Genomic DNA, 22,923 nt, shown 5'->3' on the forward strand with positions numbered 1-22,923 from the left:
CTGTCGGCGATGGAAAATGCGGCGTTTCGTCAGCGGAACCATTGTGTGCGGGGGGAGGTTCCCGAAACGATGTCGCGCGCCTCGCAACTGCTCTCTCGATGGCTCTGGCCGGCGTGCCTCGCGCCGCTCGCGGCGTGCGGCGTCGCCGAACGCACCGCCGCGGACCGTTTCACCCGGAGCGGCGAACTGCTGGCGCTGAGCGGCGGCGATGCCGGCGCGGCCAATGCCTGCTTCGCGTGCCACGGGCTGAACGGGCAGGGGAACGGCGCCGGCGCACCGCGGCTCGCGGGGCTGGATGCCGGCTATCTGGCGCGCCAGATGGATGCCTATGCGGACGGCCTCAGGCGGCATCCGGAAATGGAGTCGATCGCGCGGCAGTTCTCCCAGGCGGATCGCCAGGCGGTCTCGTTCCACTATGCCGCGATGCCCTTCGATCCCGGCGTGCGGGGAGAGCCGGTTTCGCCCCCGCCTGCGCTCTACACAGCCGGCGATCCCGCGCGCGGGCTGCAGCCGTGCGCGGCATGTCACGGCTTGGCGGGAGAGGGCGGGGGGCCTGCCAATCCTCCGCTCGCCGGCCAGCCCGCCGCCTATCTGGCGGAGCAGCTAGCGAAATGGCGCCGCAGCGAGCGGCGCAACGATCCCGGAAACGTCATGCTTGGCATCAGCCGCCGCCTGAGCCAGCAGGAAGTCGCGGCTCTCGCGGCCTATGCGGCGACGCTTCCGGGTCGTCCGGAATATCCGGCAGCATTCCCCGCAGCACGTCGTGACGATCCCAGAAATGATGCTTCAACGCCGCGGCGACATGCAGCGGCACGGTGATGAGCAGCGCGAGCACAAGCAGGTGATGCACGTCCTCCGCCACATCCATAACGATCCAGCGGGTGGTGAGCTGGAGCTGGTCGAACGGAATCTGCGGCCAGGGCACCAGGCCGGCGAGATAGAGCGGGCCGGGCTCCGCGACCGATGACCACATCACCCAGCCGCTGAGCGGCAGGCCGAAGAAGCAGACGTAGAAGACATAGTGGAACGCATAGGCGATCTGCGTCTGGATACCTTGCGTATCCGCGTCGTTCTCGGGGCCGGGAATGATGATCCGCCACACAAGACGGCCGACCGCCAGCAGCATGATCGGTAGCCCGACCGCACTGTGCACCTCATAGGCGTAGAGCTTGTCGCCGCCGGGCGGAATCCAGCTGGTGTACCAGCCCCAGCCGAGCTGGAAGAGCACCATGAACGCCATCACCCAGTGGAACACGACGCCGACCGGCGAATAGCGGTTCTGCTCGGTATGTCGCCTTGCCCAGGCGCGCAGCTTATCGATCATGGCAGGGCCGGCCGAGCCTCGCGCCGCAGCCAGCGGCCGAGCAGGACAAGCGCCGCGGCGAGATAGAGCCCCGCGGCGGGCGCCCACATGATCAGCCCGGCGAGCTGCTGATCCTCGAGCGGCGAGAACCCCCAGAGCTGCGGCCCGACCAGATGCGGCGCGTAGAGCGGGCCGCCGCTGAAGGTGATCAGCGCGCCCAGCAGCCCCATCTGCACCATCGTCGCCAGCAGCGCGCCGACGCCCGCGAGCGCGGGCGAGCGACGGAGCGCGGCCCAGAAGCCGAACGCACTGCCGAGCAAGGTCGCCTGCATCAGCCAATAGGCCGCATCGCCCGACAGCGCCCAGGCGTAGATGGGCGGCGCATGCCACAGCCAGAAGACCAGCGCATGCAGCGCGGTCCAGGTCGCCAGCCCGCCCGCCGGCCGGATCCGCTCGGACGCGAACGCCAGGACGATCAGCGGCGCGGCAACCGCGGTCAGCGCCACGTGATGCACCACGCGTGCCGCGAAGAGGGCCGAGGTCAGCGCACAGAAGGGCGAGATAAAGAGGATCGCCAGCAGCGCGATGGCCGCGGCGAAACGGTGCCGCCGATGACGCGCCTCCCCCGCGCGCCACGCATAAATTCCTCCCGCCGCGACGAGCGCGAGCAGCAGCAGCGGATCGAAATTCCAGCGCGCGAGCAGCTCGGCCGGGGATGGCGCCGCGCCGCAATAGGGCGTCCAGGCCTGCGGCTCGTTCATGAGGCGGCGTTCCTCCCGTTCCGTACCACTTCGGAACCGATCGGCGACGGGTCTGTTCCCTCTTCACACAGGGAGAGTCTCCATGGCGCATGCGGAAGCTGCCCGGCCGCGCAACCGTTCGCTGGTGCTGATGCTGCTCGGCGGTCTGTTCGGCCTGATCGGGATCGCGCTGGTGATCGGCGGCGTCTGGCTCGCGCTGCTCGGCGGCTCGCCTTATTATCTCCTGGCCGGTCTGGGCCTGGTCGTTTCCGGGGCGTTGCTGTTCCGCGGTCGCCCGGCGGGCGCATGGACCTATCTCGCCGTCTGGCTGCTGACCATCGTCTGGGCGCTGTGGGAGGTGGGGCTCAACGGCTGGGCGCTGGTGCCGCGCGTGATCGCGCCGACGGTGCTGCTCATCCTCGTCCTGCTCGCGCTGCCGCTGCTCCGGCCCGAAAGATGGCGGTGGCGCACCGCGATCGGCGGCACGGTCGCGGTGATCCTGGTCGTGGCGCTGAGCGGGCTCGCAATCTCGCGCATCAACCAGCCCCATGTCGGCGCGCTGCCGCCACGGATCGCATCGACCGTCGCCGATCCGTCTCCGCTGCGTCCGGGCACCGATTGGCCGGCCTATGGCGGCAGCTATGCGGCGCAGCGTTTCTCTCCGCTCGCGCAGATCACGCCGACGAATGTCGGCAAGCTGCGCCGCGCCTGGGTTCATCATACCCGCGACCTGCCGAGCGCGCGGGCGGCGGGCACCTACGGCGCGGAGACCACGCCGCTCAAGGTCGGCGACACGCTCTATCTCTGCTCCGCCAAGAACATCATGATCGCGCTCGACCCGGCGACGGGACGCGAGCGCTGGCGCTACGATCCCAAGGTATCGGACGAATGGATTCCCTACACCGCCGCCTGTCGCGGCGTGGCCTATTATGCCGTGCCCGATGCCGATCCGGCGAGCGCCTGCGCCGCGCGCATCGTCGAAGGCACGCTTGATGGGCGCATCATCGCCGTCGATGCGCGCACCGGCCGGCCATGCGCCGGCTTCGGCGCCGGCGGCCAGGTCGACATGAAGGCGGGCCTGGGCAGGGTGATCCCCGGCATGGTCTCGATCACCTCGCCGCCGACCATCGTGCGCGGCGTGATCGTCACCGGGCATCAGGTACTTGACGGCCAACGCCGGGACGCGCCCTCTGGCGTCATCCAGGGCTTCGATGCGGTGACGGGCGCAAAGCGCTGGGCGTGGGACATGGTCAATCCCGATTGGATGGGCGATCCGCCCGCAGGCCAGACCTATGCCCGCGGCACGCCCAATATGTGGACGATCGCCAGCGGCGACGAGGCGCTGGGCCTCGTCTACCTGCCGATGGGCAACTCGGCGGTCGATTATTGGAGCGGCAGCCGCCGACCGCAGGAGAATGAATATGCGACGTCGCTGGTCGCGCTCGACGTGACGACGGGTCGGCCGCGCTGGCATTTCCAGGCGGTCCATATGGACGTGTGGGACTATGATTTCGGCGGGCAGGCGACCCTGGTCGATTTCCCTACCGCCGGCGGCGCGATCCCCGCCATGGTGCTGCCCAGTAAGCAGGGCGACATCTTCGTGCTCGACCGGCGCAACGGACGGCCGCTGTTCCCGGTGCAGGAACGGCCGGTGCCGCGCACGGGCGTCGAACCGCAGCTGCGATCGCCGACCCAGCCCTTCTCCAGCTATCACACGCTCGCCTTCGACGATCTCGAGGAGCGCGACATGTGGGGCATGTCGCCGATCGATCAGATGGTCTGCCGCATTCAGTTCCGCCGCGCCGAATATCGTGGGCCGTACACCCCGCCCGTCGCCGATCGCCGCTACATCCAGTATCCCGGCTATAATGGCGGCAGCGATTGGGGCGGCATCGCGGTCGATCCGGTGCGCGGGATCATCGTCGCCAACTATAACGACATGCCCAATTACAATCGGCTGGTGCCGCGCGCGGAAGCTGAGAAGCTCGATTGGCAGCCGCGCGGGGCGGCGCGTGGCGGCAGCCTGGGCGGATCCGAAGGCGAGGGCGATCCACAGGTCGGCGCGCCTTATGCCATCGACGTCAACGCTGGCTGGCGGCTCCCCGCGACCGGCCTGTTGTGCAAGCAGCCGCCCTATGGCGGCATCCGCGCGATCGACCTGCGCACCGGCCGAACCATCTGGGATCGCCCGTTCGGTTCGGCCCGGCGCAACGGCCCCTTCGGCATTCCATCGATGCTGCCGCTGACCATCGGCACGCCCAACAATGGCGGCGCGGTGGTGACGGCGGGCGGGCTGATCTTCATCGCCGCCACCACCGACAATATCCTGCGCGCGATCGACATTCGCACGGGCAAGACGGTGTGGGAGGATGCGCTGCCGGCGGGCGGGCAGGCGACGCCGATGACCTATGAAGCGAACGGCAGGCAATATGTCGTCGTGATGGCCGGCGGACACCACTTCATGGAAACGCCGGTGGGTGACGAACTGGTCGCCTACGCTCTCCCTTGATCTCCGATCGCACCACGCCAAGCGCGCCGGAACCTCTCGATCATACGGATCGTTCTGGTGGCGAAAGGGTCTTTTGTGGCCGGTCAATCGCTTCCCGACGGTATCAGTTCGAAGAACCTCGAAGCTGCGAAGGGGTTGCGAAAGATCGCGAGCGCGCCGGTCTGGGTGCTGGGCGCGATCTTGCTGATCGCCCTGTCCGGGGTCCTTGGCGGCGGGAAGGCGGAGATCATGACGGCCTCCGCGCCTCGCGCAGACCTGACGGTCAAGATTCCGACGACGATGCGCAGCGGCATGTTCTTCGAGATGCAGATTGACGCCGATGTCCGCTCCGACATCTCCGACCTAGTCATCGCGCTGCCGCCGGGGCTCTGGCACGAGATGACCATCAACACCATGATCCCCGCGCCCGAGAAGGAGAGCCATGAGGACGGCGCCTTCCGGTTTTCCTACGGTCCGTTCCGCGCCGGAGACAAGTTGAGCGTCAAGGTGGACGGTCAGCTCAACCCGGCGCTGACGGTCGGCACGCGCGGCCATGTCCGGCTGCTCGACGGCGACACGCCGATCACCGCGCTGCCCGTGACCATCCGGGTCTTTCCCTGATGGACATCGTCCTCCGCGCGACCTTCATGTTCCTGGTCGTGTTCGCGCTGCTGCGCCTGCTCGGCAAGCGCGAGCTTGCGCAGATGACGCCGTTCGAGCTGGTCAGCCTGATCGTCATCGGCGACCTGATCCAGCAAGGCATCACCCACAACGACTTCTCGGTCACCGGGGCGACGCTGGCGATCGCCACCTTCGCCTTCTGGAGCGTGCTGCTCGGCTGGATCACCTATCGCTGGCCGCGCGTGCGCGATGCGCTCGAAGGCACGCCGCGGGTCATCATCCGTCACGGCGAGCTGCTGAGGGACAATTTGCGCGGCAGCCGCATCACGCCGGGCGAGGTGGAATCGGAGATGCGCCTCGCGGGCATCGCGCGGATGGACGACGTCGCCTGGGCGATCGTCGAGCCGCAGGGCAAGATCAGCTTCATCGGCCGCGGGAAGGACGAAGGCGGGCAACCGCCTGCCGAGGATACGCAGGCCGGCTAGACGCCGTCTGCGGATGCTCGACGGCGGGCTTCGGCCGCGATCGTCCGCCGGTATAGAGCAAGATATTCGTCGGCCATCCGCGCGACGCCGAACCGCTCCACTGCTGCGTGGCGCACCGCTGCGCGATCGATGCCGCCGACGCGCGCGATCGCCTCGACGGCTTCGTCGACGCTGTCGACGAGAAATCCCGTCATGCCGTCCTCGATCAGCTCGGGCATGGCGCCGCGCCGCATGGCGATGACGGGCGTGCCGCAGGCCATCGCCTCGACCACCGACAGGCCGAACGGCTCGTCGAAGTTGATGAGGTGGAGGAGCGCCCTTGCCCGCCCGAGCGCGGCAAGCCGCGCGGCTCCGCCTGCGACGCCGTGATAGCGGATGACCTCGCCGTCTATCAGCGGCGCGACCTGGCGCACATGATAGTCCTCGTCCTGGACGATCCCGTACATGTGCAACCTGAGGCCGCTTGCGCGCGCGGCCGCGATGGCTTCTACCGGGCCCTTGTCGGGATGGATGCGGCCGAAGAAAAGGAGGTCCTCGCTTCCGGCGGAATCGAAGGGGAAGGTCTCGACCGCGATGCCGTGATGGATGGTCGCCGCATAACGCAGCGCCGGATGGCGGTCCGCGGCGCTGATCGCGACATAGCTCACCCGGTCCTGATAGGGCAGGTACATCGGCAGAATCCGATCCGAGGAGAAGCCGTGGATCGTCGTCACGATCGGCGTCCCGGTCAGATTGGCGAAGGCGTGCGCCGGAAAATCGGCCTGGTTGTGGATGAGATCGAAGCGGTCCGCCTGCTCGAACAGATGCGCCAGGTGGCGGAACTCCCACACCTTGGCGTCGATCTGCGGATCCTCGTTATAGGGCGCGGGGACTACGCCATCGAGCCGCGCGGCGGTGACGCTGTCGAGCGTCGCGAACAGGGTCACATCGACCCCGCGAGCGAAGAGCGCCTCGGTAAGCAGGCTCGTTACCAGCTCCCAGGGGCCGTAATGCCGTGGCGGCGTGCGCCAGGCGATCGGCGCGAGCATGGCGATCCGCATCAGCCGCCGTCCTCGATCACGACGATCCTGCCTTCATGGCCCGCCAGCTCCGCATCCGTCGTTCGCCCGGGACATGTGGACGCCAGCACCTCGCGAGCGATGGTTCCGGGTGCGACCGGGAGGCGATGCGTTTCCGCACCGAAGTTGAGCGCGACGAGAAGCCGCTCGTCGCTATGTCGCCGTTCATAGGCGAGGACATGATCGTCCGCATCAAGCAGCGTAAGGCCTCCGATCGACAGGGAGGAATGCGCACGACGCAATCGCAGCAGCGTGCGGTAGAGCGCAAGCATCGAACTCGGATCGCGGCTCTGGGCCGCCACGTTGCGGTCGGGCCAGTCGGCGTTGAGCGGAAGCCAGGGCTCGACGGTGCTGAAGCCGGCGTGCGGTGAGGCGTCCCATGGTATCGGCGTCCGCGCGCGATCGCGGCCGATCCCGAGCCCCGGCTGGCGCAGGCCCTGCGGGTCGCGAACCCGGTCGGGCGGGATCGCGACCTCGCCGATCCCGAGCTCGTCCCCCTGATAAAGCGTAGGCGTGCCGCGCAGCGTCAGCAGCAGCATCGCGGCGACGCGGGCTTTCGCCTCGCCGACCCGGGCGGCGATCCGCGGCGCGTCATGGCTGCCCATCACCCAGTTGGGCCAGCCGAACGCGGGGAGCGAGGCCTCATAATCCGCAATGACCCGCCACAATGTGCGCGCATCCCAGGCATTTTCGATCAGCTGGAAGTTGAAGGGCAAATGGACCTGCGGCCGTTCGGCGGTGCCGTACCACCGCGCGTGGCGGTCATTGGGCAGGAATATCTCGCCGATGAGGACGCGGTCGCCATAATTGTCGGCAAGCGCGCGAAAATCGGCCGAGATGGCGTGCGCTTCGGGTTGATCGGTCGAATGTAGCTGGAGCACGCGATCGCGCTCGGTGCGGTCGGGCGTCCAATCGGGGTTGGGCGGATTGTCCTCGAACCGTTCGGATTTGACGATGTGCCACAGCACATCGATCCGGAATCCGTCGACGCCCCGGTCCATCCAGAAGCGCAGGACATCCATCATCGCCGCGCGCATGTCCGGATTGCGCCAATTGAGATCCGGCTGCTCCTTCAGAAAGGCGTGGAGATAATATTGACCGGTCGCCTCGTCCCACTCCCAGGCGGACCCGCCGAAGTCGCTGATCCAGTTATTGGGGAGACCGCCGCCGGGCGCGGCGTCACGCCAGATATACCAGTCCCGCTTGGCATTATCGCGCGCGCTGCGGCTTTCGCGAAACCATGGATGCTGATCGGAACTGTGGTTCGGCACGAAGTCCAGGATCAATCTCAGGCCGCGTCGGTGCACTGCCGCGAGCAACCGGTCGAAAGCGGCGAGATCGCCGAATATCGGCTCGATCCCGCAATAATCGGCGACGTCATAGCCGAAGTCGGCCATCGGCGACGGGAAGATGGGAGACAGCCAGATCGCGTCGACGCCCAGGTCGACGATATGATCCAGCTGCCGCTCGATCCCCGCCAGATCGCCGATCCCGTCCCCGTCGCTATCCTGGAACGACCGTGGATAGATCTGATAGATCACCCCGCGTTCCCACCACGGCGCCGCGCTCGACATCAACTTCAACCCCGCCCGGCCGGTTCGGTGTCGCCCGTGCCGGGAGCGTGACGAGGGGAGGCCGCCTCGATCAGCCGGGGGAGCGGCGGCAACAGCTCTCGGGCGAGGAAACCGAGCGCGCCGATGCGCTCCGCCGCGACTCGCCCAGCCTGGGCGTGCAGCCACACCGCCCAGCCAGCGGCGGCCGCGGCCGTCATGCCGCGTGCGAGCAGCCCGGCGGCGATCCCAGCCAGGACGTCGCCGGATCCTGCGGTGCCCAGGCCCGCGACGCCGCCTTCATAGGCGATCAAGCCTCCGCCGGGCTCCGCGATCAGCGTTCGGCTGTCCTTGAGCATCACCACCGCGCCAAAACGATCCGCCGCCTCCCGCGCGACGCGCTCTGCATCGGATGCGATCCGATCGCGCTCTATCCCGAGCAGTCTGGCGAGCTCGCCGTGGTGCGGGGTCATCACCGCGCGCCCGCCAAGACAATGAAGCAGGCCGGGCTGCGAACGGCAGGAGGTGAGCGCGCCCGCATCGAGCAGCACCGCCGCTTCGTCTCCAAGCGCCCGGCATGCCGCACCGACCAGACCGGCGGTCTGGTCGCGCTCCGCCATGCCGGGCCCGATGACCAGGGCGTCGCACGCCGCCGCCCTCTCCGCGAGCGGGCCCGCGGCGTCGGCTGCGATCTCACCCGTATCGTCGACGGTTAGGCCGATCACCGCCGCTTCGGGGAAGTTGACGCCGAGCATGGTCGCCGCTTCGCCGACCGTCGCCAGCTGCGCCTTGCCCGCACCCGCACGCAGCGCCGCGGTGCCCGTCAGCAGCAACGCGCCCGGAACGAGGCGTGATCCTCCCACCGCGAGCACGCGGCCACGTTCGTGCTTGTCCTGTCCCTCGCCGATCGGCGGAAGCGGGTTGGCCGCGCGCCACGCCGCATCCAGCGGAAACGCCCGGCTCATCCGCGCGCAGCGACAGGCGAGTCGGCGGCGTCGGTCACAGGCACTGCCTCCTCCTCGACGGGAAGGGTGTAATTGTAGCGCACCAGCTTGAGACAGCCGGAACGCCCGGCGCGTTCATCGAAGACATATTCCGTAACCGAGCAGTTGGCGACGTCGCCAGCGCCATCGATCGCCAGGATCTTACTCTCGTCCAGATTCTCCACGATGTAGCGCAGGCACAGGACCACGACCTGGTGGGCGACGATGAGCACCCGTCGTCCGGCATAATGCAGGCTGACCGTATCGAGCAGGGATCGCAGCCGCAGGATCACGTCGCACCAGCTCTCGCCGCCGGGCGGTCGATGGTAGAATTTTCCGAGGATACGGCGAAAATCCGCCTGGTCGGGAAACGCGCTCGCTACACCCATCGTGGTCAGCCCATCGAGAATGCCGAATTCCTTTTCACGCAAGCGTTCGTCGACGCACAACGGCTCGTCGGCGTCGACACCGCCGGAATCGCGAATCAACTGCGCGGTCCGCACCGCGCGGGCATAGGGCGACACGAGCACCGCGTCCGGTCGCTGATCGGGCGACATGTCGGCGAACCAGCGGCCCAACGCGCGAGACTGCGTCTCGCCAAGCGGGGAGAGCGGAACGTCCACATCGCGCCCGCTGAGCGCAATGCGCTCCAGCCGCTGGGCATGCGCCGCGTCGCGCGCGACATTGCCGGCGCTTTGGCCATGGCGAACGATCCACAATGTCGCAGGCCAGCGTTGCGCCATCAGCCTATCGCCGGAATGCGATCAGCGCGGCGGGCATTCGCGTCGGCACGCTGCGTGTGATCGAGCTTCCGGGCGCTGTCGACCATGGTGTCATCCTTCTTCGTCGGTGAGGACAGCCGATCGGCCGCTTCTTTCCCGCACCTCGCTCCAACCAAGTCGGAGAACCGACGTTCCATTTTTGTGTCGAGCGCCGTCTTCGTCGGCGGCGCGAGCGGAGGGCTGATCTCATCCTCGTCCTGGCTTGCCGCCGTTCGCAATCGACTGCTCGCTTCTTCGTGATCGACGCCGATGATCGAAGAGCGGCAATGGCATTCCTCTTCGGCATGGAACCAACGCGCTCTCGACTGGTTGAGCGCCAGGACTCAAATAAAACAGTGACTTAACAAAGGTTAGTATTGCTTGGACGCGCTTCTCCAGACGCCGCCGCGACGACACCCGACGCGCGTCCATGCCTGCGCGAACTTCTTAATATTTTAGAACAGGATGGGTACGACTTCGTCACCGTCACACCTGTCAGCCACGCCCGGGTGGTGGCGCGGACGCATCGCCGACAGGCGCGAGATATGCGGGACATCTTCGGCTGGAGCCTGCCGTTCGACGCCGCGCTCCTGCCGGCCGGCATGTTCGGGCGGCTGCAGGCGGGCGGCGTAATAGTCGAGGGCGACGATGGTTTGTTCGCGTCCAGGATACGGGTGTCGAGGGTGCGTGACACCCTGTTTCTCCATTCGGCCTATCCCACCACGGCATGGAACTCGGTCTTTCTCGGTCCGGACAGCTATCGCTTCGCCGAATTGATCCTGGCCCGCATGGGATCGCTGCCGGACGGCGCGCGCATTCTCGATTATGGCGCCGGCGCGGGGGTCGGCGGCATCGTGGCGGCGCGCACCCAGCCGGGTTCGACGCTGACGATCGCCGACATCAATCCCGACGCGCTGTTCCTGGCCGGCATCAACGCTGAGCATGCCGATGTCACCGCGCACGGCGTGGAGGTGACAGAACCAACCGAGGTCGAAGGTCCCTACGATCTGGTCGTCACCCATCCGCCGTTCATGATCGACGCCGAAAAGCGCGCCTATCGCGACGGAGGCGATCTGCATGGCGCTCGGCTCTCGCTTGATTGGGCGGTGGCCGCCGCCGGAAAGCTGGCTCCCGGCGGCAGGCTGATCCTTCATACCGGCGTCTCGATCGTCGATGGGGAGGATATGCTGCGCGACCGGCTGCGCGATGCGCTGCCTGGGGTGGGCCTGACCATGGAGTATCGGGAGCTCGATCCCGACATTTTCGGCGACGAGCTCGACAAGCCGGCCTATGCCGATGTCGATCGCATCGCCGCCGTCGGACTATGCGTGACGCGCATCGGAGGCGACGCTCAGATCGGGGGCGTATGGCGCGCCTAAGCGCCACGGCGATGTCAGCCGCGGGCGGGGCCGCGCCGATGCGGGTGCTCGAACGCAGCATATATCGCGGCCCCAATCTTTTCAGCGCGCTGCCGATGATCCGCATCCAGATCGATCTGGGCACGCTGGAGCATTGGCCGACCGACCGGCTTCCGGGCTTTTCGGGCGGGCTGATCGCATTACTGCCGGGGCTGGCCGATCATGGTTGCAGCTATCGCGCGCCCGGCGGTTTTGTCCGGCGGCTGCATGACGGCACCTGGCTCGGCCATGTCGTCGAACATGTCGCGATCGAGATGCAGCGCTTGTCGGGCGGCGACGTAACGCGGGGGAAGACGCGATCGGTGAAGGGCAGGCCCGGCTGTTACAACATCCTCTATCATTATCGCGACGAGGCGGTAGGCGTGGCCGCCGGCGCCCACGCGCTGCGGATGGCCGCCGCTCTGCTTCCCGCCGATCTTGCGCGGGTAGACGGCATCGATTTGCTGGGCGTGCCCGCGGCCGACGATCCGCTCGACATAGGCGCGATCGCCGATGAGCTGCGCGCCATGCTGCGATCAGCGGCGCTCGGTCCGACGACGCGCGCGCTGGTCGAAGAGGCGCGACGCCGCGGCATTCCGGCCGTTCGTCTCGACGACCGCAGCCTGGTGCAGTTCGGCCTGGGCAGCCGCCAGCGGCGCATCCGCGCGAGCATGACCGGCCGGACCTCGCTGATCGGAGCGGAACTCGCCGGCAACAAGCATGAGGCCAAGCGGCTGCTGGCCGAGGCCGGGCTGCCCGTGCCGCGCGGCACGGTGGTGCGCGAAGCCGAGGAAGCCGTGCTGAGCGCACGGCGGTTGGGCTTTCCGGTGGTGGTGAAGCCGCTCGCCGGGAATCACGGACGTGGCGTCACGACTGACGTGAGGGATGAGGAGGCGGTGATGCTGGCCTTCGCCCGCGCGGCCAGGCATGGCCGCAGCGTCGTCGTAGAGCGGCAGCTCCCCGGTGCCGACCACCGAATCCTGGTGGTGGACGGCAAGGTCGTGGCGGTCGCCGAACGTATGCCCGCGCGCGTGTTCGGCGACGGCCTGCACCGCATCGAGCAGCTGATCGAGTTCGTCAACGAAGATCCGCGCCGCGGCGTCGGGCACGAGAACGCGCTCACGCGGATCGTTCCCGATGCCGCACTGCTCGCCACGCTCGCACGGCGGGGCAGGACGCTCGGAAGCGTGCCCTTGCCGGGCGAAGAGGTGCGGCTCCGCGATACCGCCAAATCTTTCCGCCGGCGGCACTGCGATAGATCGCACCGACAAGATCCATCCGTATAATGTCGCGGTCGCGGAACAGGCGGCGGCGGTGGTCGGCCTCGACATCGCGGGGATCGACTTCCTGTCGCCCGACATATCGCTGCCGGTCCGCGAAACCGGTGGCGGGATCGTCGAGGTGAATGCGGCGCCGGGATTGCGCATGCACCTCGAACCCTCGGAGGGCGAAGCGCGCGACGTCGCGAAGCCCATCCTAGAGATGCTCTTTCCGCGCGGGACGCGGAGCCGCATCCCGATCTTCGCCCTCACGGGCACGAACGGCAAGACGACGACTGCGCGGATGGTCGCACGAATCCTGCGCGAGGCCGGCCTGAACGTCGGCATGACGACGACGTCGGGCATCTATTTCAACGATTGCCTGATGATCGAAGCCGACGCGAGCGGCCCCAAGAGCGCGCGCATGGTGCTGCGCAATCCCAAGGTGGATGTCGCCGTGCTGGAAACCGCGCGCGGCGGCATCCTGCGCGAAGGGCTGGGTTTCGACACATGCGATGTCGGCGCCGTGCTCAACGTCACGGCCGATCACCTCGGACTGAAGGGCATCCATTCGATCGAGGACCTGGCGCAGGTGAAGTCGGTCGTCGTCGAAAGCGTCGCCCGGCGCGGGCACAGCATTCTCAACGCGGACGATCCGATGACGGTGCGCATGGCGCGGCACGCGCGCGGGCGCATCGCGTGGTTTTCCGCAGAAGGCGGCAGCGCGATGTCCCCTGCATTGCGGGCGCATGTCGAAGGCGGCGGCATGGCGGTGGTTCGGGAGCCGGGCCCGTCCGGCGGCACGTTGGTGCTTCACCGCGACGGCGAGGCTGTCGACTTGATCCGCGCCGCGGATATCCCAGCGACAATGGACGGCATGGCGGAATTCAACATCCTCAACGCCGCCGCCGCGGCGGCGATGTGCGCCGCGCAAGGCGTGGCGCTTGACGCGATCCGCACGGGTCTCTCGCGCTTCACCACTTCTTTCGAGGAGTCGCCGGGCCGGCTCAACGTTCACGACGAACACGGTTTCCGGGTGATCGTGGATTATGCGCACAATCCGGCCGCGCTCGTCCAGCTCGGCGACCTGATCCAGGCGATGCGCGCCGATCATGGCCGTGTTTTCGGCATGGTGAGCATCCCGGGCGACAGGCGCGACGAAGACCTGATCGAGATGGGCCGGCTCGCCGCGTCGATCTTCGACGAGATCATGTTTCGCGAAGCACCCGATGGCCGAGGCCGCCCTGCCGGATCGATCAACGCGTTGATGAGCGAAGGTGCGCTGCTCGCGGGGATGCCCGCCAGCCGCGTCCACCGGATGATCAACGAGGAGGCCGCGGCCGACGCATGCCTGGGGGCGGCCCGGCCGGGCGATCTCGTCGTGCTGATGCCCACCGAAGTTGAGCAGATCTGGAATCAGGTGCTGGCGTTCGAACCCGCTCCGCCAGCCGCGATGCGCGCCGCTGAATTGCCGGTCGCATGACGGAGGAGAAGCCCGGGCCGCTGATCATCATTGGCGGCAACGAGGACAAGGACGGCGACCGCGCCATCCTCAAGGAGGTCGTCGGGCGGCTCGGCGAGGGGCGGCTGATCATCGCAACGGTCGCGAGCCACCAGCCCGAAGGCTATTTCGAGACCTATCAAGAGGCTTTCGGTGCGCTCGGCGTGACCGACCTCGTCGAGCTGTACGTCAATGAGCGTAGCGAGACCTTCGACGGCAGCATGAACGACAAGCTGATGAGGGCGGCCGGCATCTTCTTCACCGGCGGAGATCAGCTCCGCATCTCGAGTCAGATCGGCGATACGCCGATCGAGCGGCTGGTGCGCGACATCCACGCGCGTGGCGGTGTGATCGCGGGCACGTCGGCGGGAGCCTCGGTGATGAGCGGAACGATGCTGGTGAAGGGATCGAGCGCGGAGTCGCACCGCATCGGTGATCTCCACATGGCTCCCGGTCTCGGCCTGATGCCGGACGCGATCATCGATCAGCATTTCGCGGAGCGCGGCAGGATCGGGCGGCTGCTGGGCGCGGTGGCCCAAAACCCGCGCGTATTAGGGATCGGGATCGACGAGAATACCGCGATTGTCGTCGAAAACGGGCAATTTCATGTGATCGGATCAGGGGCGGTCACGGTCATCGACGGAGCCGGGATGACGCATTCCAACATCGCCGAGGCCGAGCCGGATCGTCCGCTGTCGATGCATGACGTGAAACTGCACGTGCTATGCTGCACCGATAGGTTCGAATTGGCCTCGCGACGCCCGTTCTAGGATAGTTTGGTGGTGCTCTCGCATCGCCGGTTTCCCCCGTCGACCGCCCGCGGCAGGATCGAAAGGCGTGCCGGCGCTCGCCTGAGGGGTGAGGGGGAGAGAGGGGGTATTCCGGTCCGGCCAGTCTAGACAAAAATTAAAATAAATTAGCTAGTTAGATCGTGAGGCTCGTCTCACATCTGAAGCCTGTGACCAACAGGTCGACCACACATCGCCGGTCGGATACGGTTTGTCAGACAATGTCACATGGACCGCTCAATTGGGCGTCTCATCCGCTTCCCTGCCGGCTTCCGATCAGAAGCGGCGCGTGATGCTGAAGCGGAAGCGAGGGTGCTCGTTGCCGCTGTCATACCGTTTGCCCGACAAGGGTATCGCGATCTCGACTCCAGCATCGGTGAAGGGAAGGATACCGGCGCGAATTCCGCCTCCCGCCGAGGCCAGCGAGCCGCCACCGAACCCATGTCCCGAATTCGAAACGCTCCCGCCGTCGGCAAAGATATAAGCCTGCGCACCGCGGTTGCGCGCGATGACGCCGTCCATGTCATAGCGCACTTCCACAGATCCGATCGCGCCGCGATCGCCGGAGCGCTCGCTATAATCATAAGCGCGCAGGAGGCGGCTGCCGCCCAGGCCCAGTTCTTCTGTCAGCAAAAGTGGACCGTCGGCGACCTGTCCGAGCACCGCCGCATTGAGGCTGAAATCGCCATAACGGCGACTCGTCCAGTCCGCCCAGACCGTCGCCGCGGTGAAGCGCGCGCCGGCATCGAAGCGGGAGGCGAGAGGATCGCCCGGACGCGTCGCATCGAACGCGTCGATCCCCTGGCTCACTGCGATATTTGAGCGAAGGCGACCGCCAAAGACGGCAATATTGGCATAGACGCTCGCGCGCAGCACAGTCAGCCGGTCACGCCGCACCGGGATGTCGGCCTTGCGCTGCCGAACATCCCGCACATCGAGCGAGGCGTTGAGCCATAGGCTGGCCGATCGGCGCCGAAGCAAGGGCTGGGCGGCGCCGATACTGCCGAACCAGCTCTTCCCTACGATCTCAGCCGGCGAGAGATAGGCGCCGGGCTCACTGCGCGACCAGGAGCCGGTGAGCGACACCTCCGTGCCCGACGAATGAATTCGGGACGAGTACTGCGCGCGCACAAACCCAAGCTCCTGGGGTTCGAACAGCGTATTATAGGCAGTCAAGCGCAAGGAGTCGGCGCCCGTCGCGACGCCGTTGACGTCAACGGTCAGGTTCACCGCTACGGGACCCAGTGTGCTTGTGCCGTCATTATCCACCCCGCCCCAGCCGGTGATGGGATGGTGGCTCGCTTCGACGACCAGGATCTTTCTTCCATTGCTCTGGATAACGCGCGACTTGCCCATGCGGACGCCCGCGATGTCGCCGGCGAGCAGCAGGCGCCTTTCAAGATCGGCCATCCTCACGGGCGAACCGGACGCGAGAGGCGAGAGTGCCCGCCGGACCGCGGCACTCGACGTGCCCTCGACGCGGACTTCATCAACCACGCCCTCATCGAGCACGATCTCGAGGATGCCGGCCTTGAGCGGTTGAGGGTCGATGCGGGCTGATGCGAGCACATAGCCCTTGTCTCTCGCGCGATCGGCGATCTGGTCTGCGAGGGCCGCCAATTCTTCGTTCGTGGCCGTCTTGCCGAGATATCCGTCGACGATGTCGGCGAAGTCAGCTTGCCGCAGCGCAACCAGCCCCGCGACATGCACACCTCCGATACGAACCGTCGCAGTGTCGGGCGTGGGCGCCCGATCAGGCGCCGGCGTAGCGATCAATCCATCCGCAGGGGCGGGTGTATGCTCGCGATCCTCGTACCGTTCGACTTTAGACGGATCGACGCGATCCAGCGTGGATTGTCCAACCGCGGGCGCGCCGGCAGCCAGGAAGATGATCGCGATTGCTGCAGATCGCATGCTGAAGGGCATTGCCGAGGTTGATCCTTGTGCACGGGCGTTTCTGGCCGATTACCTCCAAGCAGTTGAGAAACCGTCAACTTGCTGCGGCGGTAACCAAGTCTGTGAACCTGTCGATGACCAGGCGGCGCTATTGTCAGGCATGGGGAAAGGACGAGCCGTGACCAGATTGATCAACCGAGCGTTGCTTGCCGCGCTACTGTCCGCCACCAGCACGGTGGCTCTGGCTCAAAGCACCGAATGGCGCATCTCCGAGCTATCCGGGTCGGTTCAGGTCCGCCAGGGCACGACCAAGCAGGCCGCTCGCCGGGGGATGACGGTCGCACCCGGATCGATGATCCTGACCGGTCGCGGCGCCAGCGCAGTGCTCGTCCGCGACAAGGATTTCGTTACCGTCGCTGCAAATAGCCGCCTGGCTGTGCCGGCTGAGGAGCGCGGCGGACTGATCCGCATGATCCAGGAGTGGGGAAATGCGGTTTTCCGGATCGAGAAAAAAGGAAAGCCGCACTTCGCGGTTGATACCCCGTATCTCGCGGCTGTGGTCAAAGGCACGACCTTTTCGATCACCGTCTCACCGGACGGCTCTTCGCTGCAGGTGACCGAGGGCGTCGTGGAGGTTGCGACGTTGGACGGCGGGGCCCGAGATCTCATCCGCCCGGGCGCGATAGCGATGATCGGCGCAAGCGATCGCTACCGCCTGTCGATATCCGGCGACCAGCAACGGGTCATCGACTCGCCCGAGCGACCCACAACTCCTCCGACCGCTCCGCCTGCACCCGAACCTGCGGTGAAAAGCGAAGCACCACCGGTGGAATCGGAGCTGCTCAGCGAAGCCGTTCCGGCCGATAGCGTCGATACGGCATTTGTTAGCCGGCCGGCCGACCTCTCGGTGGTCACCGATGGCTTGATTGGCGGTGAAGCAAGCGTGGCTCTTGCAAGTCTCGCGTCACCCGTGGCCGCACCTCCTCCCGCACCGCCGCCGGCAACAGGAGAGCCGGGCGGCAACGACAATGGTGGTCCGGCCGGTGATCCCGGCGGCGCGGAAGATGACGGCCACGGAAACAATAATCCTGACGCCGGCAATGGCGGCAATGGCAACGACAATCCTGGGAACGCAGATGGTGGCGGCCCCGGCAATGGCGGACCCGGTAGTGCTGGGCCCGGTGACGGCGGCCCTGGCAACGGGAATGGCGGCGGCAACGGGAACGGCGGCCCGGGCAGCGGTGGTCCCGGCGGCGGCCCAGGTAATGGCGGGCCTGACAATGGCGGACCCGGCGGTGGCCCCGGCAGTGGCGGGCCTGACAATGGCGGTCCCGGCGGCGGCCCCGGTAACGGCGGTCCTGGCAACGGAGGCGGCAACGGGAACGGCGGCCCGGGCAATGGTGGTCCCGGCAATGGCGGACCCGGCGGTGGCCCCGGTAACGGCGGTCCCGGCAACGGGAACGGCGGCCCTGGCAATGGTGGTCCTGACAATGGCGGTCCCGGCGGTGGCTCCGGCAACGGCGGTCCCGGCAACGGGAACGGAGGCGGCAACGGGAACGGCGGCCCGGGCAATGACGGTTCCGGCGGTGGCGGCCCTGGCGACGGGAACAGCGGTCCCGGCAATGGAAACGGTGGTGGCAACGGCAGCCCCGGCAACGGCGGCCCTGGCAGTGGCGGACCCGGCAACGGGAGCGGCGGCAACGGGAACAGCGGTCCGGGCAATGGTGGCGGCAATGGCAATGGCGGCGGGCCCGGGAACGGCGGACCCGGGAATGGCGGTCCCAGTGGCGGCAATGGCAATGGGGGCGGCGCCGGGGACGGTGGCCCAGCTAATGGCGGCCCCGGCAACGGTGGCAACGGCGGTGGCAACGGCAATGGAAACGGTGGCGGTAACGGCCGCGGCGGCGACAACGATTAAGCTGCGGTTCCCGCTGACGCAGTTGGAGTAACAGTCTGTTGAGATGCCGGCGTTAGGACGACGAACCGTAAGCGTGGGGATGGGGAAGGTCGATCAAATGCGCGGTGTCGCTCGGCATCCATCGGCCCTGATATTCATGCTTGCGGCGCTAGCTGCGATTGCTGTTGGAATTGCGGGACTTGGGCGCCCACTGGAGAACTGGCTGAGCGAACAGCGCGACGCGGTCGCGACCCGGGACGCCACCGGCCAGATTGTGGTCGTCGAAATGGATGCTGCGAGCATTGCGGCGCTGAAGCGATGGCCGTGGCCGAGACGGAACTACGCGCACATCGTCGACGCGCTTGATCGCGCGGGCGCCCGCACAATCGCATTCGATGTCGATTTCTCCGCCGTTTCGAACCGCGAGGACGATCGACTGCTGGCTGAATCGATCCTTCGCGCGCGCAGTACCGTCGTCCTTCCGACCTTTCGCCAACGCGCCAAATCCGCCGATGGCCGGCAGATAGACTCGCTCCCCCTCGCGGAGCTGCGTGAGAACGCCACGCTGGCAGCGGTTGCCGTCGCTCCGGATCGCGATGGCATGGTCCGCAGGATGCCGCTTGGGACAATGACCGCCGGAACGCCGCGCCCGTCGCTGTCAGCCTTCATCGGTCGACGTAGCGGCGCGGCCGATGCCGATTTTTCTATCGACTTTTCGGTCCGGCCACTGACGGTGCCGCGTCTGAGCTTCATCGATGTTGCTCAAGGACGGATCGACCCCCGGCAGGTTGCCGGGCGCGATATCCTGATCGGCGCCACGGCGATCGAGATGGGGGATCGCTATGCCGTGCCGCGCTACGGCGTCCTGCCCGGCGTTATCATCCAGGCCATGGCGGCCGAGACCCTCATCCGCGGAATACCGCTCCAACTTGGATGGCTTCCCGGTACGATCACGGCATTGATCATGTGCATGGGGTTGGCCCGCTGTCGAACGCTTGCGGAAATTCAGACTGCATCGATTGTCGCTGGGCTCGGCATCTTCGCGATGGCCGTCGTGCTGGACGCCATCTGGGGCGCCGTTGCGGATATCCTGCCGGGCCTGGTCGCGATCGGGACGGTCGGGCTCGGCGTGGCGATACGGATGATCCGTGCTCAACGAGCTTACCGCCAATCCCACGACCTGGCGACCGGCATGCCCAATCGGATCGCCCTCATCGACCATGAGGTGAGCCCCCGGGAACTGGCGCTCGTGGTCGCCACGATCCAGGGATTTGATCGGCTGGCGACGGTGCTTGGGCCAACGGGTACGACGGCGCTGGTAACCCGGATCGCTGAGCGGATTACCTTCGCCAGCGACCGGGCCACGATGTACAGGATCGAGGACCGCACTATCGCCTGGACGATGTGCGCGGTCGGCGCGGAAGCGGCCGCGCGGCTTGATGCGGTAGCGGCCATGATGTTGAACCCCGTCGAGATCGGCGGCCGCAGTGTCGATGTGGCATTGGCTTGCGGGCTCGCAGTCGGCGACAATGCAGCCGATCTGCTCAGCCGTGCTTCGCTTGCCGCCTCCGAAGCCGCGGATGCGCACGTGCCATGGAGGATCGCGAGCGCCGACAAGGAGGAACTCGCCTGGCAAGTGTCCCTTATGGGCGAACTCAGCGCCGCAATCCTCGAACGCCAGATCGAGGTCGTTTATCAGCCTAAGCTCGATATTGCAGCTGGCACCATCTCGAGCCTTGAGGCGCTGGTGCGGTGGCGCCACCCGGTTCGTGGATATCTGCGGCCCGATGTCTTCATTCCGATGGCGGAGGAGAACGACCGCATTCTAGGTCTGACACTTTGCGTCCTCGAGCGCGTGCTCTGCGATCTGCGGCAGTGGATGATGGAGGGCAGGGTGGTGAAAGCCGCCGTCAACATCTCGGCTACACTTGTCGCGTCACGGGCCTTTGCGGACGAAGTCAAATCCTTGCTCGCCAATAGCCAGGTGCCCACCAGTCAGCTGATCTTCGAAATTACCGAATCCGCCACCATCTCCAATCCGAAAGAGGCAGTGGCGGCGCTCATCGAATTTCGTGACATGGGAATCGCCATTTCGATGGACGATTACGGGACAGGCCAATCAACGCTGACCTATCTGCGCGATCTGCCGCTGTCCGAATTGAAGATCGATCGCAGCTTCGTGCAACATGCGCACATCAATCCGAACGACGCTGTGCTCGTCCGCTCGACCGTCGACCTGGCCCATAAGCTCGGACTGAAAGTTGTGGCCGAAGGGGTCGAGGACGAAGGATGTCTCGATTTCCTCCGGACGATCGGCTGCGATATGGCGCAAGGCTACCTCATTGCCAAACCGTCGCCGCGAGCCATGGCGCTCGAGATCAATGCAAAGCTCGCTGCATAGCGCAGCGGCCCTTGGGCTACGCGATCCACTGGGACGACAAGGTGCCCGGCTACGGCCTGCGGGTCACATCCAGCGGGGTGCGCAGCTTCGTCGCGCAGGGCCGGGTAATGGGAAAGGCGGTCATCGTCACGATTGGCCGGTAGGGCCTCTATACCGAGGACAAGGCGCGCTCGAAGGCGCGGAGCATCCTGCAAGACAAGCGGCTCGAAGCGGCGAGGGCCGTGTCGTCGCCCTTCCAGCGCTGGTTCGGGTCAGCCGACGCCTTTTGCGACGAGGTGTGGGCGGGGATAGACGCTGGCACTTACGACCCGCGCGATATGCCCGTGGTTATCGCCAGCGTCGAACGCTGGCACCGCGACGGCGTGTGGGCGCGGTGAGCAATCACTTGATGCGTCCATCCTAGTGATGGCAAAGAAACCCTGCGGCACGGCAAATTCCGTCCGCGGGGCGTAGAATCCCCTCTGATGCGTAGCTCGGTCGAATTTTCGGCCGGGTGACCGTCGCGTATGTCCAAGGCTCGCGCCCAAAGGCGGCGGTGTCTCGGGCTACGCACGAGGATTCTAACACCTGGCTTTCGCCGGGTCGCTCCACTCTCGGCGGAGCGACAGTTGGTAACCAATCCAAGCAGACCACGAAGCCAAATTACGGGCAATGCGGGCCTCTACTATGCGGCTTGGCAGCTATCCCGGCGGGGATGGCATGTGATGCCTACCGTTCGCAACGCTCGCGGCTCAGACTTGATCGTTGTTAACGAGGACGAGACGATGTTCCTCGGTATCCAATCCAAGGCATTGAGCAAGCGAAGCGCGATTGGGCTTGGCCTGTCGCTCAATAGCTTACGATCTGATTGGTGGATTGTGACAGTTAGCGCGAACGCCGACGCGCCTGTCTGCTACGTTCTCTCCCTCGATGAGGTGCGAGAAATCGCTTGCCGCGACAAGGGTGGTCAGCAGCAGTATTGGCTTGAGCCGCGAGATTATGAACAGGCCCAGTTTCGGGATGCTTGGCATCGCATCGGTTCGTCAGCCTTGGACGGGACATAACCGGCGGCGAGAACTAGGACCGGTTCGCGCAGGGCGAATCGGGCGGATCGTACGGACGCCACCAAGATTGAGGCTTAGCGAGGCATCGCCTACCATCGCCGGATGACCGAAGCCGCCGTCGCCTATTGCAACTGCATGGAGGACGTGAAGGCGCGGTTGAAGCTCATCAAGGAGATTACCGAGGGGCGCTCACCGCTCGGGTCGGAGGGGTTGGACGGAGAGGTCGTCTGTCTGCTCCTGCGAAAGGTGCTAGAGCAGATCGCGTTCAGTTCGCTGGTAGCTCATCGGGAGACCTACGAGGCAGTGCATAACGACCTCGGCACCATCTGGCGAGCGAAGCGCCTCCTTGAGCGAATGGAGAAACTGCACCCCGAGTTCTATCCCTCGCCCGTAACGCGCGGGGTCAGTCAGCATCTGGGCGTTCACCACCACTTCGATCCGGTGAAGGACGGGTTCCTCACGAAGGACGAGTTTGTCTTCCTCTACGACACGGTGAGCAATGGCATACACACTTGGAGCCCGTTCAAGGACGCAGAGCGCGTGCTCGACTTCCAGCGTTCAATTGCGGAGTGGGTGGCGCGCATCACTGCGCTGTTGGATCACCACCTAGTTCACTTCGTCGGAACGAAGGACCTATGGCTGATACAGATGGACAGCCCGGAGGATCACAAGGTCCACGCATTCGTTGCCCCGATGGTGGCCGAGTTGCCGCCGGTCCCCACCGTAACGGTAAAGTTCCACTTCTGAGCGAG

The 22,923-nt window shown here is 66.3% G+C and carries 21 protein-coding genes and 1 pseudogene; 14 read left to right on the top strand and 8 right to left on the bottom strand.

Annotated features, from left to right (window positions below; translation table 11 throughout):
• Positions 1 to 69: 69 nt before the first annotated feature.
• A pseudogene (locus D1610_RS16900) lies at positions 70 to 657 on the top strand (c-type cytochrome); the annotation flags it as partial.
• Positions 658 to 661: 4 nt separating this feature from the next.
• Here D1610_RS16900 and D1610_RS15185 read toward each other — a convergent pair.
• Complete coding sequence (locus D1610_RS15185; RefSeq protein ID WP_245942304.1) at positions 662 to 1,324, bottom strand: cytochrome b; 663 nt, start codon at positions 1,322 to 1,324, stop codon at positions 662 to 664.
• Positions 1,321 to 2,064 carry a cytochrome c oxidase assembly protein gene (locus tag D1610_RS15190; protein ID WP_118865055.1) on the bottom strand — a complete coding sequence of 248 codons (744 nt, stop codon included), beginning with the start codon at positions 2,062 to 2,064 and terminating at the stop codon, positions 1,321 to 1,323. Before D1610_RS15190 ends, D1610_RS15185 begins: the two co-directional genes overlap by 4 nt.
• Positions 2,065 to 2,146: 82 nt before the next feature.
• Between D1610_RS15190 and D1610_RS15195 the strand changes: the two genes are divergently transcribed.
• From D1610_RS15195 to D1610_RS15205, 3 genes are all read left to right on the top strand, one after another.
• Positions 2,147 to 4,552 carry a membrane-bound PQQ-dependent dehydrogenase, glucose/quinate/shikimate family gene (locus D1610_RS15195; RefSeq protein ID WP_118865056.1) on the top strand — a complete coding sequence of 802 codons (2,406 nt, stop codon included), beginning with the start codon at positions 2,147 to 2,149 and terminating at the stop codon, positions 4,550 to 4,552.
• 135 nt (positions 4,553 to 4,687) lie between these two features.
• Complete coding sequence (locus D1610_RS15200) at positions 4,688 to 5,152, top strand: hypothetical protein (RefSeq protein ID WP_222927030.1); 465 nt, start codon at positions 4,688 to 4,690, stop codon at positions 5,150 to 5,152.
• Positions 5,152 to 5,637, top strand: coding sequence for a DUF421 domain-containing protein (locus tag D1610_RS15205; RefSeq protein WP_118865058.1), 486 nt, complete (start codon positions 5,152 to 5,154; stop codon positions 5,635 to 5,637). The genes D1610_RS15200 and D1610_RS15205 overlap by 1 nt, the downstream gene beginning before the upstream one ends.
• Here the strand turns inward: D1610_RS15205 and D1610_RS15210 are convergent.
• From D1610_RS15210 to D1610_RS15230, 5 genes are read right to left on the bottom strand one after another with little or no spacing between them, the layout of a single operon-like run.
• A complete protein-coding gene (locus D1610_RS15210) occupies positions 5,634 to 6,677 on the bottom strand; it encodes a glycosyltransferase family 4 protein (protein ID WP_118865059.1) in 1,044 nt (347 codons plus the stop codon). The genes D1610_RS15205 and D1610_RS15210 overlap by 4 nt on opposite strands.
• Positions 6,677 to 8,269: an alpha-amylase family glycosyl hydrolase gene (locus tag D1610_RS15215; RefSeq protein ID WP_118865161.1), complete on the bottom strand. Its 1,593-nt coding sequence runs from the start codon at positions 8,267 to 8,269 to the stop codon at positions 6,677 to 6,679. Before D1610_RS15215 ends, D1610_RS15210 begins: the two co-directional genes overlap by 1 nt.
• 5 nt (positions 8,270 to 8,274) lie before the next feature.
• The gene (locus tag D1610_RS15220; RefSeq protein ID WP_118865060.1) at positions 8,275 to 9,210 is read right to left on the bottom strand and encodes an NAD(P)H-hydrate dehydratase; all 936 of its coding nucleotides are present in this window, start codon (positions 9,208 to 9,210) and stop codon (positions 8,275 to 8,277) included.
• Positions 9,207 to 9,971 (bottom strand): histidine phosphatase family protein, encoded by a 765-nt coding sequence (locus D1610_RS15225; RefSeq protein ID WP_118865061.1) that lies wholly within the window; start codon positions 9,969 to 9,971, stop codon positions 9,207 to 9,209. The genes D1610_RS15220 and D1610_RS15225 overlap by 4 nt, the downstream gene beginning before the upstream one ends.
• Entirely contained in the window at positions 9,971 to 10,228 is a 258-nt protein-coding gene (locus D1610_RS15230) for a hypothetical protein (RefSeq protein WP_118865062.1), read from the bottom strand. Before D1610_RS15230 ends, D1610_RS15225 begins: the two co-directional genes overlap by 1 nt.
• A 138-nt stretch (positions 10,229 to 10,366) precedes the next feature.
• Between D1610_RS15230 and D1610_RS15235 the strand changes: the two genes are divergently transcribed.
• Genes D1610_RS15235 through D1610_RS15245 form a run of 4 tightly spaced genes read left to right on the top strand, consistent with a single transcriptional unit; the run spans position 10,367 to position 14,916 of the window.
• Positions 10,367 to 11,368 (top strand): methyltransferase, encoded by a 1,002-nt coding sequence (locus tag D1610_RS15235; RefSeq protein WP_222927031.1) that lies wholly within the window; start codon positions 10,367 to 10,369, stop codon positions 11,366 to 11,368.
• Positions 11,369 to 11,406: 38 nt separating this feature from the next.
• The gene (locus D1610_RS17455) at positions 11,407 to 12,672 is read left to right on the top strand and encodes a cyanophycin synthetase family protein (protein ID WP_245942306.1); all 1,266 of its coding nucleotides are present in this window, start codon (positions 11,407 to 11,409) and stop codon (positions 12,670 to 12,672) included.
• 28 nt (positions 12,673 to 12,700) lie between these two features.
• On the top strand, positions 12,701 to 14,128 hold the full coding sequence (locus tag D1610_RS17460) for a Mur ligase family protein (RefSeq protein WP_245942307.1): 1,428 nt from the start codon (positions 12,701 to 12,703) through the stop codon (positions 14,126 to 14,128).
• Positions 14,125 to 14,916 (top strand): cyanophycinase, encoded by a 792-nt coding sequence (locus D1610_RS15245; protein ID WP_118865064.1) that lies wholly within the window; start codon positions 14,125 to 14,127, stop codon positions 14,914 to 14,916. The genes D1610_RS17460 and D1610_RS15245 overlap by 4 nt, the downstream gene beginning before the upstream one ends.
• 294 nt (positions 14,917 to 15,210) lie before the next feature.
• Here the strand turns inward: D1610_RS15245 and D1610_RS15250 are convergent, their stop codons facing one another.
• Positions 15,211 to 16,860 carry a ShlB/FhaC/HecB family hemolysin secretion/activation protein gene (locus D1610_RS15250; RefSeq protein WP_118865065.1) on the bottom strand — a complete coding sequence of 550 codons (1,650 nt, stop codon included), beginning with the start codon at positions 16,858 to 16,860 and terminating at the stop codon, positions 15,211 to 15,213.
• On the opposite strand from D1610_RS15250, the gene D1610_RS17550 reads away from it, so the two are divergent.
• The 6 genes from D1610_RS17550 (at position 16,823) to D1610_RS15280 (ending at position 22,918) form a co-directional block, all read left to right on the top strand.
• A complete protein-coding gene (locus D1610_RS17550) occupies positions 16,823 to 18,748 on the top strand; it encodes a FecR domain-containing protein (RefSeq protein WP_182466862.1) in 1,926 nt (641 codons plus the stop codon). The two genes, D1610_RS15250 and D1610_RS17550, sit on opposite strands and share 38 nt — an antisense overlap.
• A 79-nt stretch (positions 18,749 to 18,827) precedes the next feature.
• Positions 18,828 to 21,128, top strand: a complete 2,301-nt coding sequence (locus D1610_RS15265; RefSeq protein WP_182466863.1) for a putative bifunctional diguanylate cyclase/phosphodiesterase — start codon at positions 18,828 to 18,830, stop codon at positions 21,126 to 21,128.
• An 11-nt stretch (positions 21,129 to 21,139) separates the two neighbouring features.
• On the top strand, positions 21,140 to 21,271 hold the full coding sequence (locus D1610_RS17295) for an Arm DNA-binding domain-containing protein (RefSeq protein WP_222927032.1): 132 nt from the start codon (positions 21,140 to 21,142) through the stop codon (positions 21,269 to 21,271).
• Positions 21,272 to 21,349: 78 nt separating this feature from the next.
• Positions 21,350 to 21,505, top strand: a complete 156-nt coding sequence (locus D1610_RS17180; RefSeq protein ID WP_182466864.1) for a hypothetical protein — start codon at positions 21,350 to 21,352, stop codon at positions 21,503 to 21,505.
• A gap of 327 nt (positions 21,506 to 21,832) precedes the next feature.
• Complete coding sequence (locus D1610_RS15275; protein ID WP_222927033.1) at positions 21,833 to 22,171, top strand: hypothetical protein; 339 nt, start codon at positions 21,833 to 21,835, stop codon at positions 22,169 to 22,171.
• A 102-nt stretch (positions 22,172 to 22,273) separates the two neighbouring features.
• Positions 22,274 to 22,918, top strand: coding sequence for a hypothetical protein (locus D1610_RS15280; protein WP_118865069.1), 645 nt, complete (start codon positions 22,274 to 22,276; stop codon positions 22,916 to 22,918).
• Positions 22,919 to 22,923: the final 5 nt, after the last annotated feature.

It is taken from the genome of Sphingomonas gilva, assembly GCF_003515075.1.
In the GTDB taxonomy this organism is placed as follows: domain Bacteria; phylum Pseudomonadota; class Alphaproteobacteria; order Sphingomonadales; family Sphingomonadaceae; genus Sphingomonas; species Sphingomonas gilva.